The sequence below is a fragment of the Caballeronia glathei genome (assembly GCF_000698595.1).
In the GTDB taxonomy this organism is placed as follows: domain Bacteria; phylum Pseudomonadota; class Gammaproteobacteria; order Burkholderiales; family Burkholderiaceae; genus Caballeronia; species Caballeronia glathei.
In genome coordinates, this window is record NZ_JFHC01000018.1 from 1 (window position 1) to 13,583 (window position 13,583).

The window sequence follows — 13,583 nt, forward strand, 5'->3', positions numbered from 1 at the left end:
TGGCCCGACCGTGGGAGTGTCGCCCTCATGACGTCACCGCGCTTGGTACGCGGACCCACTGCGTAGTCGCGCCGTTAAAACAAGTGGTAAGGCAGTCATACCTCCATCCTCGCTACGCTCGGACGCAAGGTTTGCTGCAACCGATCGCTTCGCTTCCTGTTTGCTACGCGTACCCGAGACACTTCGCCTCGCGATGAACTTACCGTACCACCTGATTCACCCTTCGTCGGGCACGCAGTGCCCAGACGGATGAATGACTGCCTTACCACTTCGTTGAGCGGCGCGACGACGCAGTGGGTCCGCGTACCTATCCGCTCAACATACAGAGATGGACACTCCTACGGTCGGGCCACTCTGCAACACTCAAACGTGGTCACGTCCTAACACCGCTGACCTAATAGCTGCTTTCTTTGGTCACTTTCTTTGCAGCAGCAAAGAAAGTGACTGCCGCCCCGCACAGGGGCCAAGCTAATAAACCAATAACAATGCAAGTTTCATAGGAGCGCAGGCGCATCAGACGGTTCAACAAACACCAGCCCCAAGCGCGAGCGGCAATGCAATACACCACTAAACAAGCTCGGCAACGGTGCAATATCGCGCGCCCCACCCAATAGCCAGCGCTGCACAGCGCCCCACCTTGACGCGAGCGTCATCAAAATCCACCACGACGATATGATCCGCGTCGAACGGCCGCGATGCCGCCTCCCCGCTGCGTCCGTCCGTGAGCAGCCAGAGCCAGCGCTCCTGCGCGGGCCTGCGCCGCGCCGCCCTCGCGAGCACGTTCTCCGCAGTACGCACGCCGAGCGCGAGCGGCGTGCCGCCTCCGCCGCCAATCGGTTCGACCCAGCGCGCGTTCCACCAGTGTGCTGCACCCGGCTGTCGCCGCACATGCGCCTCGCCACCGCCGAAACACACCAGCGCAACCTCCGAACGGTCACGATAGGCGCGGTCGAACAGCGCAACCAGCAACCCCTTCGCCGTGGCAAGCCGCTCGCCGGCAAGCATCGACCCCGAGCAGTCCAGCACGAAGCAATGCAGCGCAACACCCTCCCCACGCTTGCGGCGAAACCGCAAATGCGCCACGTCGAGACGCGCATGGCGCTTCGCACGCAACGTCCCCGGCCAGTCGACGGAACGGCTCTCGCTTCCCTCGCGCGCCCCCGTACGTCCGGCCGACCACTGTTCGAGCCATCGAAGGCGGCCCGCCTCGGCATTCGCCTCGGGCCTTCGATGGCTCAGGATTTTTTTGGCTGGAGCGGCCTCACGTTCTTGACCGCCGCCGTCCCGACGGGCTCCGGCGGAAGATAGCCCCAGTCGGAATCGTTGGCTTCCTGCGGCGACGGCCGCGCCCTGTCCTGCTGCGTCGCGTGCGTCGCGGGCGCCCCGCGTGACGAATACTGCGCGTCCTGCTCGCGCCGCCGATGCTTCAGCACCGCGTCGGCGACGCGCTCCACATGCGCCACGTCCACCGCCCTCGCCGCATCGAATGCCGCAAGCGCACGCGCCGCGCGCAGCATCACGAGATCCGCGCGCAATCCGTCCACGTGCGCCGCGATGCACAGTTCGCTCACGCGCGCATGCACGGCGTCGTCGAATTCGAGGTGCGCCAGCGCGCCGCGCGCTTCGTGGATGCGCCGCGCGAGCGCCGCCTGCGCGCCCGCATGCCGTTCGCGAAACGCCTGCGGATCAGCGTCGAAGGCAAGGCGTGCCTTCACGATCTTCTGGCGCGCGCCCGCATCGAAGCAATTGTCGAGCTCGACCGCGAGCCCGAAGCGGTCGAGCAGTTGCGGACGCAGTTCGCCCTCTTCGGGATTCATCGTGCCGATCAGCACGAAGCGCGCCTCGTGCCGGTGCGAAATGCCGTCGCGCTCGACGATGTTCACGCCGCTCGCGGCAACGTCGAGCAACTGATCGACGAGCGGATTGGGCAGGAGATTCACCTCGTCCACGTAGAGCACGCCGCGATGCGCCTTTGCGATCAGGCCCGGAGAAAACTTCACGCCGCCGTCGCGCAGCGCGCTTTCGATATCGAGCGTGCCGATCAGCTGCTCCTCGCTCGCGCCGAGCGGCAGCGTGACGAGGTGCCCTTCGGGCAGCAGCTCGGCCAGCGCGCGCGCGGCGGTCGATTTGGCCGTGCCGCGCGGACCCGACACGAGCACGCCGCCAAGCGCGGGATCGACTGCCGCGAGCAGCAGCGCCTGCTGCAGCGGCGCCTGGCCGATGAGCGCGGTGAACGGAAACGTGGGGAATACAGGAGACATGGCGGATAGATCAGGTTCGTTGGTCTTCGAGTTGCTGTTCGGCGGCAAGCAGATGATGTTCGACTTGCGCCCGATAGTCGCCCGGCTCCTGCCACAAGCCGCGCTGCATCGCTTCGACGAGCCGCTCGCAGATCGAATGCAGCGCATGCGGATTGTGGCGCTGCATGAAGGCGCGGGTATCGGCGTCGTTCACGTAGGCATCGGTGACGAGCGCATATTGATGATCCGACACGACGCGCGCCGTCGCATCGTAACCAAAGAGGTAATCGACCGTCGCGGCCAGCTCGGACGCTCCCTTGTAGCCGTGCCGCTTCACGCCGTCGATCCATTTCGGATTCACCACGCGCGAGCGGATCACGCGCGCGATCTCCTCGTTGAGCGTGCGAATGCGCGGCGCCGCGGGATTGCTGTGATCGGCGTTGTAGGCGCGCGGCTGCCCGCCCGACAGATGCCGCACCGCCGCGACCATGCCGCCCTGGAACTGGTGATAGTCGTTGGAATCGAGCAGGTCGTGCTCGCGGTTGTCCTGGTTCTGCACGACGACGTCGATGCCCGCAAGACGCTCGCCGAAGACCTCGCGCGCATCGATGCCGTCGCCGCCCTGCGAATAGGCGTAGCCGCCCGTGCTCTGATATGCGCGCGAGAGGTCGGCGTCGTCCTGCCATTGCTTCGCGTCGATGAGTTCCTGCAGGCCCGCGCCGTACGCGCCCGGCTTCGTGCTGAAAACACGCCAGCCCGCGCGCCGCCGCGCCTCCTTCGCATCGAGCCCGCGCACGATGTGCGCATCGCGCTCACGCAGGATGCGCGCGCGGATCGGGTTCAGGTCCTCGGGTTCGTCGTCGAGTTCGGCGACGGCCTGCACGGCGGCATCGAAGAGATGCATGAGGTTCGCGAAGGCATCGCGGAAGAAGCCCGACACGCGCAGCGTCACGTCGATGCGCGGACGGTTGAAGATCGTGACCGGCAGGATCTCGAAATCGGTCACGCGATGGCTGCCCGCCGCCCACTTCGGGCGCACGCCCATCAGCGCGAGGGCCTGCGCGATGTCGTCGCCGCCGGTGCGCATCGTGGCCGTGCCCCACACCGACAGGCCCACGGCGCGCGGATAGTCGCCATGATCCTGAAGATGGCGCTCGACCAGCAGGTTGGCCGACTTGAGGCCGATCGCCCAGGCAGCCTGCGTGGGCAGCGCGCGCGTGTCGACGGAATAGAAGTTGCGCCCGGTGGGCAGCACGTCGGGCCGCCCGCGCGACGGCGATCCGCTCGGGCCCGGCGGCACGAAGCGCCCTTCCAGGCCGCGCCGAAGCTGCGTGAGTTCTTCCGGACCGCAGGCGTCGAGACGTGCGAGCAGATCGCCGCAGAGGCGCTCGAGCACCGGCGCGGCCGCGGGCCACGCGTTCGCGTCGTGCGACTGGAGCAGTGCGGCCGCGAGCAGTTCCAGCCGCTCGCGCGTGTCGCCATGATGGCGCCACGGCGCATCCGATACATCCTGCAGCGCGGCCGGACGCGGACCGGCCCACGGTGCGGCCCAGTCCGAATCGAGCGGATCGAACGCGTCACCGAGTTGCAGATCGCGGGCGAGCGCGGTGATGAGGCTCGCGTTCGCCCCGCGCGCATCGCCGACCGGAAAGCGGCCGAGCGCAAGCAGCGTGTCGCGCCGCTGCACGCCCTGCGGCGACGTGCCGAACGTATGCAGGCCGTCGCGGATCTGCGCTTCTTTCAGCTCGCACAGATAGGCGTCGGCGCGTGTGAGGAGCGCGTCCTCGCTGCCGGCGTCCTTCGGCGCGGCGACGCCCAGTTCCTCGTGCAGCCGGTGCTCGACGATGCCCGCAAGGATTGTCTTGCGCAGGAGCTTCGCGCGGCGCGGATCGACCATCAGCGCCTCGTAGTATTCGTCGACCTGCCGCTCCAGGTCCTGCAGCGGGCCGTAGTTCTCGGCGCGCGTGAGGGGCGGCATCAGGTGGTCGATGATCACCGCCTGCGCGCGCCGCTTCGCCTGGCTGCCCTCGCCCGGATCGTTGACGATGAACGGATACAGGTGCGGCATGGGCCCGAGTGTCATGTCGGGCCAGCAGGAATCGGAGAGCGCGACGCTCTTGCCCGGCAGCCATTCGAGATTGCCGTGCTTGCCGACATGAACGATCGCATCGGCGCCAAAGCGCAGGCGCAGCCAGAAGTAGAACGCGAGATACGAATGCGGCGGCACCAGTTCCGCGTCGTGATAGCTCGCATAGTCGCCGCGCTCGCGCGAGCGCGCCGGCTGAATGCCGACGAACACCTCGCCGCTGCGCCAGCCCGCGATCATGAAGCGCCCGCGCCGAACCGTGGGATCGAGTTCGGGCGGTCCCCAGCGCGCGTCGAGTTCCTGCTGCGCGCGCGCGGGCAGCTTGCGGAAGGCGTCGAGGTAATCGTCGAGTGCGAGACTTTGCAGCGCGGGGCGCAGGTCGCGCACGACCGGGTCGTTCGTCACGCCCGCGGTCAGCGCCTGCATCAGCGCGTCGCCGTCGGCGGGCACGCTGTCGACGCGATAGCCCTCGCGCTTCATCATCGACAGAATGTTGACCACCGATGCGGGCGTATCCAGTCCCACGCCGTTGCCGATGCGCCCTTCGCTCATCGGATAGTTCGCGAGGATCAGCGCAACGCGCTTCCCCGCGTTGCCGGCGGATCGCAGGCGGCACCAGCGCCGGCTCAGTTCAGCAACGAAGCGCACGCGCTCGTCATCGGGCCGATAGCGCACGACATCGACCTGCGTGTGCTCGCAGCGATACGCGAGGCCCTTGAAGCTGACCGCGCGCGTGATGATGCGGCCGTCCACTTCGGGCAGCGCCACATGCATCGCGACGTCGCGCGAATTCAGGCCGTGGTTGTCCTTCTCCCAGTCCTCGCGGTTGCCGCCGCTCAGGATGACCTGCAGCACGGGCGCGTCGCCCGCGAGCTCGAACGGCGCGGGATCGTCGATCACGCCGGCCGCGAACGCGGTCGTGTTGAGCACAAGCGAGACCGCATGGTCCGCGCACAGCTGCTGCACGACTTCGCGGCTCACGGCGTCCTTGAGCGACGACATCGCGACCGGCAGCGGATTGAGCCCCTCTTCCTCGAGCGCATCGATGAGCGCGTCGAACACCGCGGTATTGCCCGACTGCAGGTGCGCGCGATAGAACAGGATCGCGACGACGGGCGCCCCCTCCTTCCAGCGCGAGCGCCAGTCGTCGATGGTCGCGACTTCGCGCGCCGGATGATAGAGCGCGACAGCGGGCAGCGGACTCGGCGCGCGCGCCTCGCGTCCCCAGCCGAACGCGTGATGGGCGATGCACCGCAGGAATTCCTCGGCGTTCTGCGCGCCGCCTTCACGCAGGTAGCGCCACAGTTCGTGGCAGAGCGCCGGGTCCGCCGTGCTCTTTGCGATGAGGTTCGGGTCTTCCTGCAGGTCGCCGGAAAACATCACGAGCGTCTGCTTCCCGCGCCGCGCGAGCGCCACGATCTGCTCGATGCCGTAAGGCCAGTACGACTCGCCGCCGAGATGATCGACGATCACGACGCGCGCGTGGCGCAGCACGTCATCGACATAGAAGTCCACCGACGCCGGCTGCCGCAGAAACGACTGGTTCGCGAGCCGCACCGCCGGAAAGCCTGCTTCGAGCCTCGGGTACACGCTCGCGAGCAGCGAAAGCGTCGTGTCGGCGGAACTCAGCACGACGATCGGCGCGGGCGTCTGCTCGATGCGCATGACGCCCGCCGCGTCGTCGACGAAGCCACCGGGCGTCGTGCGCAGAAGATGCATGGCGCTACGCCTGCGCGGTGGACGCGGCCACGCCCGCGAGCGCGGCCGACAGCGCCTGTTGCAGCGCGGGCTGATCGAGGTCCTCGCCGATCAGCACGAAGCGGCTCGCCGCTTCCCCCGGCTGCCAGCGGCGATCGAAGTAGCTGTCGAAACGCTGCCCGACGCCCTGCACGACGAGGCGCATCGGCGCGCCCGGCAGCGCGGCGAAACCCTTCACGCGATAGATCGTGTGGCCCCGCACGAGCACCTGAAGCGCGGCGACGATCTGCTCGCGCGACTCGACCTGCGCCTCTACGACGACCGAATCGAAGTCGTCGTGATGATGGTCGACGTGGCCTTCGTCGTCGGCGGAACCATGATGGTCGTGCCGCAAATGGATCGTCTCCTCCGAGGCCGACTGCAGGCCGAGCAGCGCATGCAGGTCGAGCTGTCCGTTCTGCGCGGGCACGATCTTCACCCCGGCCGGGACTTCGGCGCGGATCAGCGCTTCGACCGCGGCCTGCTGAGCTTCATCCACCAGATCGGTCTTGTTCAGAATGACGAGGTCCGCCGACGCCAGCTGGTCTTCGAACAGCTCGTGCAGCGGCGATTCGTGATCGAGATTCGGATCGGCGCGGCGCTGCGCGTCGACGGCCTGCGGGTTCGCCGCGAACTGGCCGCTTGCGGCGGCCGGCCCGTCGACGACCGTCACGACCGCATCGACCGTGAACGCGTTCTTGATGGACGGCCAGTTGAACGCCTGCACGAGCGGCTTGGGCAGCGCGAGCCCCGACGTTTCGATCAGCACATGGTCGATCTGCCCGCGCCGCTCGACGAGCTGCTCCATCACCGGGTAGAACTCTTCCTGCACGGTGCAGCAGAGGCACCCGTTCGCGAGTTCGTACAGGTTGCGCCCGCCGGAAGCCGCCTCGTCGTCGCAGCCGATGCCGCAGCCTTTCAGGATTTCGCCGTCGATGCCGAGCTCGCCGAACTCGTTGACGATCACCGCAATGCGCAGACCGTTCGCGTTGGACAGGATGTGCCGCATCAGCGTGGTCTTGCCGCTGCCGAGGAAGCCGGTCACGACCGTCACCGGGATTTTGCGCGTGTGCATCGTTGCTCCGTGTGGTGTTGCCTGCTTTCGCCGATGCATGTGACGGGCGTCGCGCGCAATCCGGAAAGCGTATGAAGTCATGATCGCGCGCCGCATCCCCGCGACGGCGATCCCTCGATAGTCTGGCCGGTATCCGGGCTGACGAAAACGCCGCTTCACCTTCCCGCGCGCATGATGCGGCGCAGTGGAGCAATGCCCGTGCGCGTCGCACAGACACCGAAGCCGGCTTTGCCGCTCATTCGAGCGGCCTTCGCTTACCGTTGCGGGGGCAGCGCAGGTTGGCGGCGGCCCGGTCGGACCGGCCGCTTCCTGCTTCCCGTTTAACTGCGCACGGGAGACGACCGTGCGCGGGCACCAAAACTGCGAGCAAGTCTAGGCCGCGCCCGCACGAGCGTCAAGGAACGGCGCGCCTTGCCGGGCAACTTCGGGCGCCTGTCCTGTGATATCGTTGGCGCGCGTCTGGTGCTCGCGCACGCGCTTGTCCGAGCGTGCGCAGTCAAACGGGAAACAGGGAGCACGACAGTGCCAACCTGTGCTGTCCCCGCAACGGTACGCGACCGGCGGCTTTCCACGAAAGCCGCGCATTTCGTTCAGGGCCACTGCGCGGCGGGATCGGCGGGAAGGCGGACGCGGTGGGGTCGCAAGCCCGGATACCGGCCAGCGCAAGTGGCGAGCCGCGCGTGCGCTTCATGCCGGTTTCGCCGAACGCCGCGTTCTGCGAGGGACGGTTTCGCGGCGCCGCGCATCAAGCATGCGCATCACATTCGCATCACATGAATCCAATCATCCGGCGCGCTCGCCAGGCCTCTCCCGCCCGCGGGAGCGCCGCTCGCATCCGCTCTCCCGCCCGCGCGCACGTGTGCGGACCATGCGGAGCGCCCGCATGAGCGCGCAGCCGCAGGTCCACCTGATCGGCGCGGGCCCGGGCGACGTCGAGCTGATGACGCTCAAGGCCGTGCGCATCCTGTCGGAGGCGGACGTCGTGCTCGTCGACGACCTCGTCAATCCGGACGTGCTCAAGTTCGCGCGCAGCGACGCGCTCATCACCTATGTCGGCAAGCGCGGCGGCCAGCCGTCGACACCGCAGCCCGTCATCTTCGAACTCATGCTCGCGCACGTGCAGGCGGGGCGGCGCGTCGTGCGGCTAAAGGGCGGCGATCCGTTCGTGTTCGGGCGCGGCGGCGAGGAAGTGCAGGCGCTCAACGCGGAAGGCATTGCCGTCGGCGTGGTGAGCGGCATCACGGCGGGTATCGCGGCGCCGGCGGCGGTGGGCATTCCCGTCACACACCGCGACCATGCGATGGGCGTGGTGTTCGTCACCGGCCACGGCGCGAGCTGCGACACGGGCAACCGCGAGCCGGACTGGGCAGCGCTCGTCGCCACCAACATGACGATCGTCGTGTACATGGGCATGCGGCGGCTCGCCGCGATCGTCGCGGCGCTTCTCGCCGCCGGACTCGATCCAGAGACGCCCGCCGCCGCCATCGAAGCCGCGACACGCCCCGGCGAGCGGCATCTGCGCGCGCCGCTCGCCCGCTTGCCGGACGCTGTGAAGGCCGCGTCGCTCGGCGCGCCCGCGATCGTCGTGATCGGCTCGGTCGCGGCGCTCGGCGTGGCGAGTTCTCTCGATTTCGCCTTCGGCGCGCCATGACGGCGGCGTCCTTCGAGCCGTTGACGCTCGGCATCGGCTGCCGGCGCGGCGTGAGCGTCGAGGCGATCGAGGCCGCCGTGCGCGCCGCGCTCGGCACGCGCGCGCTCGCTCACGTGCGCGCGGTCGCCAGCATCGACAGCAAGTCGGACGAAGCGGCGCTCGCCGGCTTCTGCGCGCGCCACGGCCTGCCGCTTCAGTTCTACTCCGCCGCGCGCATCGCGGATGTCGCCGCCCCGCGCGACGGGCCCGTGCAGCGGCATCTCGGCGTCGGCGCGGTGTGCGAGCCGTGCGCGCTCCTCGCGTCGCATGACGGGCGCATCGTCGTGCCGAAGACGGTCGCGGGCGACGTGACCGTCGCTATCGCCGCCGACCGCCCTCCTTATTCAACCCCGACGGACCACGCATGAAAACCGATCCCGAATCCCATCTGCGCATGACGCAGCGACGCAAGGAAGGCCACGAGAAAAAGCAGGCCGCGGCCGATCACGAAAAGGGCCTCCTGATCGTCAACACCGGCAACGGCAAGGGCAAGACGACAGCCGCCTTCGGCATGGCCGTGCGCGTGCTCGGGCACGGCATGAAGCTCGGCGTCGTGCAGTTCATCAAGGGCGCGCTGCATACGTCCGAGCGCGATTTCCTGGGCGCGGTCGCCAACTGCGACTTCATCACGATGGGCGACGGCTACACCTGGAACACGCAGAACCGCGAGGCCGATATCGCCACCGCGCGCAAGGGCTGGGACGCGGCGCGCAGGATGATCGAAAGCGGCGAGTACCAGATGGTCGTGCTCGACGAACTGAACACCGTGCTCAAGTACGAGTATCTGCCGCTCGACGAAGTGCTCGCCGTGCTGAACGCGCGGCCCGCGTCGCTGCACGTGGTCGTGACCGGGCGCCACGCGCCCGATGCGCTGATCGAAGCCGCCGACCTCGTCACCGAGATGCGGCTCGTGAAACACCCGTATCGCGAGCAGGGCGTGAAGGCGCAGCGCGGCGTCGAGTTCTGAGCCGATGCGCGCCTGCCCTGCACTCTTCATCAGCGCCCCCGCCTCGCATCAGGGAAAGACGACGGTGACCGCCGCGCTCGCGCGGCATCACGCGCGGCTCGGGCGGCGCGTGCGCGTGTTCAAGACCGGGCCCGATTTTCTCGATCCGATGATTCTCGAGCGCGCGTCCGGGTCGCCGGTGTACTCGCTGCATCTGTGGATGGTGGGCGCCGACGCATGCCGCGCCCTCCTCGCCGACGCCGCGCGCGATGCCGACCTGATCCTGATCGAAGGCGTGATGGGTCTCTTCGACGGCACGCCGAGCAGCGCCGATCTCGCCGCCGCGTTCGGCGTGCCGGTGCTCGCCGTGATCGGCGCGCACGGCATGGCGCAGACGTTCGGCGCATTGGCGTTCGGGCTCGCGCACTTTCGCCCCGGGCTGCCGTTCCATGGCGTGCTGGCAAACCGCGTGGCGTCGGCGCGTCATGCGCAGATGCTCGCCGAGGCGATTCCCGAGGGGCTGCGCTATTGCGGCCACCTGCCGAAGGCGGACGATTTCGCGCTCCCCGACCGCCATCTCGGACTCACGCAGCCGGACGAGATCGCGGACCTCGACGCACGCCTGAACCGTGCCGCCGACGCGATCGGCGAAACCGCGCTGCGCGAGCTTCCGCCCGCGGTGCCGTTCGAGGACCAGCCGGTCGCGAGCCCGCCGCGCCTGCTGGAAGGCATACACATCGCGATGGCGCGCGACGCCGCGTTTTCGTTCATCTATCCGGCGAACATCGATCTGCTCGAAGCGCTGGGCGCGACGATCAGCACGTTCTCCCCGCTCGCCGACGAACCGGCCGCGCACGACGCCGATGTGCTCTACCTGCCCGGCGGCTATCCCGAACTGCACGCGGGGACGCTCGCGAACGGGGCACGGACGAACGCGTCGATCCGCGCGCACGTCGCGCGCGGGGGCGCCGTCGTCGCGGAATGCGGCGGCATGCTGTACCTGCTCGATTCGCTGACCACGACCGACGGCACGAAACACCCGATGCTCGGGCTGCTTCCCGGCGACGCCGTGATGCAGGCGCGGCTCGCGCGGCTCGCGATGCAGCGCATCGACACGTCGCACGGCATGAGCACCGGCCACACGTTCCACTATTCGACGATCACGACCCCGATGCAGCCGATCGTCACCGCGACCCACGCGACGACGGGTGCCGCGGGCGAAGCGGTCTACCGGCACGGTCCGGTCACCGCGACCTACATGCACACTTACTGGCCGTCGAATCCGGCCGCAGCCGCCGCGCTCTTTCGCGGCGAACCGCTATGACGACAACGAATACCGAAGCAGCGCCGCTAGAACTTGCGTTCACGATCGAACGTGCGAAATCGCAGGAGCCGGTCGGCTCGCCCTGCACGAACGTATGCCGCCTCGATCAGGCGACGGGATTCTGCGAGGGGTGCTTCAGGAACCGCGAGGAGATCAGGGCCTGGAAGACCATGGACGATGCCCGCAAGATCGCGCTGTTCGATGTGCTCGCGCAGAGGATGGCAGAGCGAGGCGCCTGAGCGCGGGCGCCGGGAGAGCCCGCTCAGGCGGGCTCCAGAGGGAGCGTCGAGTGACCCTTCAGGCCGCCGCCGCCCGCCGCAGCGGCACCCGCTCCAGCTCGCGCGCCGCGAGGGCGCCGAACACGAGCCCGAGCGTCGCCCAGATCAGCGCCTGAATGCCGAGCGCCGCCACGCGAAAATCCCACAGCAGCGACGCGGAGAATTCCGCGGGCACTTCGTCGACGGCAGGCAGCGCGAACTGGACCAGCGCGATCACGACCACGTAGGCCGCGCCCGCGACGAGCGTCGCGTTCCAGTTGCCGTGCCGCGGCTGAAGCCGGCGCTGAAGGCGCACGGCGAGCACCGCCGCCACGATCGACACCGCGATCATGCCGAAGAAAAGTGCCGTGCGCGGCCCGATCGTTTCGGGATCGCCGACCGCCGGCGGATTCGGCGGATATTTGATGAACGGCACGACCGCGACGCTCACGAAGCCGACGAGCGCGAGCAGCGCCGACGTCCCCCGTGCGCGCAAGGCGCCCATCCGCCCGTAGGCGAATGCGAACACGAGCGAAAAGAGGCCGCCGAGCGCCGTGCCGAACACCGCGACGCCCGTCAGCAGGCCGAGCCCCGCCTGCGTGCCGCGGCTCACGAGTTCCTCGTCGTCACCGTGGCCGTGGCTGTGGGACTGGGTGCTCGCGGCGTCGTCGTGCGGTTGTGCGGTTGCAGCGGCATGGTCGTGCGGCGCCGCCGCTTCATGCTCGTGCTGCGACTCGAACGCAATTGCGCGCGCGACGGACGGCTCGCCGAACGTCCTCGCAAAGCCAAAACCGACGAGGCCCGCGACCAGCCCCGCGATCATGCCGCGTATCAGCAGTTGACGAATCATGGCGCGCCCTCAGTGGCAGGGAAAGCCGAGCAGATGGCGGCCGTCGTGCACGAACTCGTGGACGTACATGCCCGGGAAGACCGCTGTCGCGCCCTGCTCCGCGCTCACGAAATAAATCGCGATCAGCAGTAGCAGTCCGACGAAAACGGCCCAGGGCAGCACTTCACGCACCGGAATGGGCACCGGCGCATCGTTTGCGGGCAGACTTGAAGCAGCGGCGTGGACCGGTGCGGCGTTGGCGATCATGTGAGTCTCCAGGGAAACACGCGTCCCGTTAGATGAAGGAAGGCTGCAGCGGGGGTCTGACTCGCGGATGACGACAAGGGTCGGGACACCGCTCACAGTGGCGCGACCGTGCCGGGTTTACACCGGCTTCCTCGCACTGCAAGCTTGCCATTCTAAGATGAACGCCGACAAAGTAAAGCAATCGAGGACATTCACTTGACCCGCGCCGACGTAACCCTGCTGTGCCATGCCGCCACCCGCGCAATGAAGACCGGCCGGTTTCCGTCGGCCGACGACCCGGTCGACCCCGGCGAGGCCGCCGCACTGGCGACGCTCGCCGGGCGTTTGGGGACGGCAGAACGGCGCGTCGTAACGAGTCCGGCGCGCGCGGCGCGCGAGACGGCGGCGGCGTTCGAGGCGAATCCCGCGATCGACGCGTTGTTCGATGATCTCGATTACGGACGCTGGCAAGGCCGTGCGATCCGCGACGTCTACGACGAAGACCCGGAAGGACTGCTGGCGTGGCTGGACGGCGCGGGCGGCGCGCCGCGTAACGGAGAAAGCCTCGCGGCGCTCGTCGGGCGCGTGATGGCGGGCCTCGATCGTCAGGCTCAGGCGGGCCGGTGCGTAATCGTCACGCATGCGATCGTCGTCAAGGCGGCGCTCGCGGGCGTGCTGAACGCGCCGCTCGCGTCGGTCCATGCGATGGATTTCGAACCGCTCTCCGCCCTCGTGCTCACGCGGGAAACCGGGCAGGAGCAGGCGCGCTGGCGTCTGCGCGTGCGCGCGACAGCCTGAGCGATGCGCGCGCTTTTTACCCGGCGAGTGAAAGAATCGCCGGGGTTGCGCGCAATTCGCTACGCCTTCGCGCCGCGCGCCATGCGCTGCAAGGTCGAGGAATCGATGGCGGCGGCGCAGATGCGCACCGCCTCCTTCAGCGTGCGAGGCCGGCCCGCGCCGAAATGCGACTCGAGCATCGCGACGGCGCGCAGGCGCTCGTCGTTACCGAGCTTCTCGCCCGTGGCAAGCTCGAGCACGGAAATAAAATATGCTGCGGGCGGCGTCGCGCCCTGAGCGTTGCTGCCCGGCGCGACGTCCCACGAAGGGCCCTGTTGCTGTGCCCGCTGAATGTCTTGTCGACTATTCATGATCT

13 protein-coding genes and 3 riboswitches are annotated in these 13,583 nt (G+C 68.4%); of the genes, 6 read left to right on the forward strand and 7 right to left on the reverse strand.

What is annotated here, in order from left to right; translation table 11 throughout:
- Positions 1–567: 567 nt before the first annotated feature.
- From BG61_RS13535 to cobW, 4 genes are all read right to left on the reverse strand, one after another.
- The gene (locus BG61_RS13535) at positions 568–1,083 is read right to left on the reverse strand and encodes a vWA domain-containing protein (protein ID WP_338152272.1); all 516 of its coding nucleotides are present in this window, start codon (positions 1,081–1,083) and stop codon (positions 568–570) included.
- A 152-nt stretch (positions 1,084–1,235) separates the two neighbouring features.
- Positions 1,236–2,261 (reverse strand): magnesium chelatase ATPase subunit I, encoded by a 1,026-nt coding sequence (locus BG61_RS13540; protein WP_035932580.1) that lies wholly within the window; start codon positions 2,259–2,261, stop codon positions 1,236–1,238.
- Between the two features lie 10 nt (positions 2,262–2,271).
- Positions 2,272–6,045 (reverse strand): cobaltochelatase subunit CobN, encoded by a 3,774-nt coding sequence (gene cobN, locus BG61_RS13545; protein ID WP_035932587.1) that lies wholly within the window; start codon positions 6,043–6,045, stop codon positions 2,272–2,274.
- A 4-nt stretch (positions 6,046–6,049) separates the two neighbouring features.
- Positions 6,050–7,138 carry a cobalamin biosynthesis protein CobW gene (gene cobW / locus BG61_RS13550; RefSeq protein WP_035932594.1) on the reverse strand — a complete coding sequence of 363 codons (1,089 nt, stop codon included), beginning with the start codon at positions 7,136–7,138 and terminating at the stop codon, positions 6,050–6,052.
- 107 nt (positions 7,139–7,245) lie between these two features.
- A riboswitch (cobalamin riboswitch) is annotated at positions 7,246–7,512 on the reverse strand.
- A gap of 87 nt (positions 7,513–7,599) precedes the next feature.
- Positions 7,600–7,814, forward strand: a riboswitch (cobalamin riboswitch).
- 207 nt (positions 7,815–8,021) lie between these two features.
- On the opposite strand from cobW, the gene cobA reads away from it, so the two are divergent.
- From cobA to BG61_RS13575, 5 genes are read left to right on the forward strand one after another with little or no spacing between them, the layout of a single operon-like run.
- A complete protein-coding gene (cobA, locus tag BG61_RS13555; protein WP_035932598.1) occupies positions 8,022–8,789 on the forward strand; it encodes a uroporphyrinogen-III C-methyltransferase in 768 nt (255 codons plus the stop codon).
- Positions 8,786–9,196, forward strand: a complete 411-nt coding sequence (locus BG61_RS13560) for a cobalamin biosynthesis protein (RefSeq protein ID WP_035932604.1) — start codon at positions 8,786–8,788, stop codon at positions 9,194–9,196. Before cobA ends, BG61_RS13560 begins: the two co-directional genes overlap by 4 nt.
- A complete protein-coding gene (gene cobO, locus BG61_RS13565; RefSeq protein ID WP_035932612.1) occupies positions 9,193–9,795 on the forward strand; it encodes a cob(I)yrinic acid a,c-diamide adenosyltransferase in 603 nt (200 codons plus the stop codon). Before BG61_RS13560 ends, cobO begins: the two co-directional genes overlap by 4 nt.
- A gap of 4 nt (positions 9,796–9,799) precedes the next feature.
- Positions 9,800–11,098: a cobyrinic acid a,c-diamide synthase CobB gene (locus BG61_RS13570; protein WP_035932621.1), complete on the forward strand. Its 1,299-nt coding sequence runs from the start codon at positions 9,800–9,802 to the stop codon at positions 11,096–11,098.
- The gene (locus BG61_RS13575) at positions 11,095–11,337 is read left to right on the forward strand and encodes a DUF1289 domain-containing protein (protein ID WP_075584160.1); all 243 of its coding nucleotides are present in this window, start codon (positions 11,095–11,097) and stop codon (positions 11,335–11,337) included. Before BG61_RS13570 ends, BG61_RS13575 begins: the two co-directional genes overlap by 4 nt.
- Before the next feature lie 58 nt (positions 11,338–11,395).
- Here BG61_RS13575 and BG61_RS13580 read toward each other — a convergent pair whose 3' ends face one another.
- Positions 11,396–12,205: a CbtA family protein gene (locus BG61_RS13580; RefSeq protein ID WP_035932632.1), complete on the reverse strand. Its 810-nt coding sequence runs from the start codon at positions 12,203–12,205 to the stop codon at positions 11,396–11,398.
- Positions 12,206–12,214: 9 nt separating this feature from the next.
- The gene (locus BG61_RS13585) at positions 12,215–12,451 is read right to left on the reverse strand and encodes a CbtB domain-containing protein (RefSeq protein WP_035932640.1); all 237 of its coding nucleotides are present in this window, start codon (positions 12,449–12,451) and stop codon (positions 12,215–12,217) included.
- Between the two features lie 30 nt (positions 12,452–12,481).
- A riboswitch (cobalamin riboswitch) is annotated at positions 12,482–12,607 on the reverse strand.
- 39 nt (positions 12,608–12,646) lie between these two features.
- Between BG61_RS13585 and BG61_RS13590 the strand changes: the two genes are divergently transcribed.
- Positions 12,647–13,228, forward strand: a complete 582-nt coding sequence (locus BG61_RS13590) for a histidine phosphatase family protein (protein WP_035932645.1) — start codon at positions 12,647–12,649, stop codon at positions 13,226–13,228.
- A 59-nt stretch (positions 13,229–13,287) separates the two neighbouring features.
- Here BG61_RS13590 and BG61_RS13595 read toward each other — a convergent pair whose 3' ends face one another.
- A complete protein-coding gene (locus tag BG61_RS13595; protein ID WP_232256173.1) occupies positions 13,288–13,578 on the reverse strand; it encodes a hypothetical protein in 291 nt (96 codons plus the stop codon).
- Between the last annotated feature and the right edge of the window lie 5 nt (positions 13,579–13,583).

Coding starts and splice junctions, on each gene's coding strand:
- cobO (WP_035932612.1), top strand. CDS start 9,193: ATGAAAACCGATCCCGAATCCCATCTGCGCATGACGCAGCGACGCAAG.
- BG61_RS13575 (WP_075584160.1), top strand. CDS start 11,095: ATGACGACAACGAATACCGAAGCAGCGCCGCTAGAACTTGCGTTCACG.
- BG61_RS13585 (WP_035932640.1), bottom strand. CDS start 12,451: ATGATCGCCAACGCCGCACCGGTCCACGCCGCTGCTTCAAGTCTGCCC.
- BG61_RS13560 (WP_035932604.1), top strand. CDS start 8,786: ATGACGGCGGCGTCCTTCGAGCCGTTGACGCTCGGCATCGGCTGCCGG.
- BG61_RS13580 (WP_035932632.1), bottom strand. CDS start 12,205: ATGATTCGTCAACTGCTGATACGCGGCATGATCGCGGGGCTGGTCGCG.
- BG61_RS13540 (WP_035932580.1), bottom strand. CDS start 2,261: ATGTCTCCTGTATTCCCCACGTTTCCGTTCACCGCGCTCATCGGCCAG.
- BG61_RS13570 (WP_035932621.1), top strand. CDS start 9,800: ATGCGCGCCTGCCCTGCACTCTTCATCAGCGCCCCCGCCTCGCATCAG.
- cobA (WP_035932598.1), top strand. CDS start 8,022: ATGAGCGCGCAGCCGCAGGTCCACCTGATCGGCGCGGGCCCGGGCGAC.
- cobN (WP_035932587.1), bottom strand. CDS start 6,045: ATGCATCTTCTGCGCACGACGCCCGGTGGCTTCGTCGACGACGCGGCG.
- cobW (WP_035932594.1), bottom strand. CDS start 7,138: ATGCACACGCGCAAAATCCCGGTGACGGTCGTGACCGGCTTCCTCGGC.
- BG61_RS13595 (WP_232256173.1), bottom strand. CDS start 13,578: ATGAATAGTCGACAAGACATTCAGCGGGCACAGCAACAGGGCCCTTCG.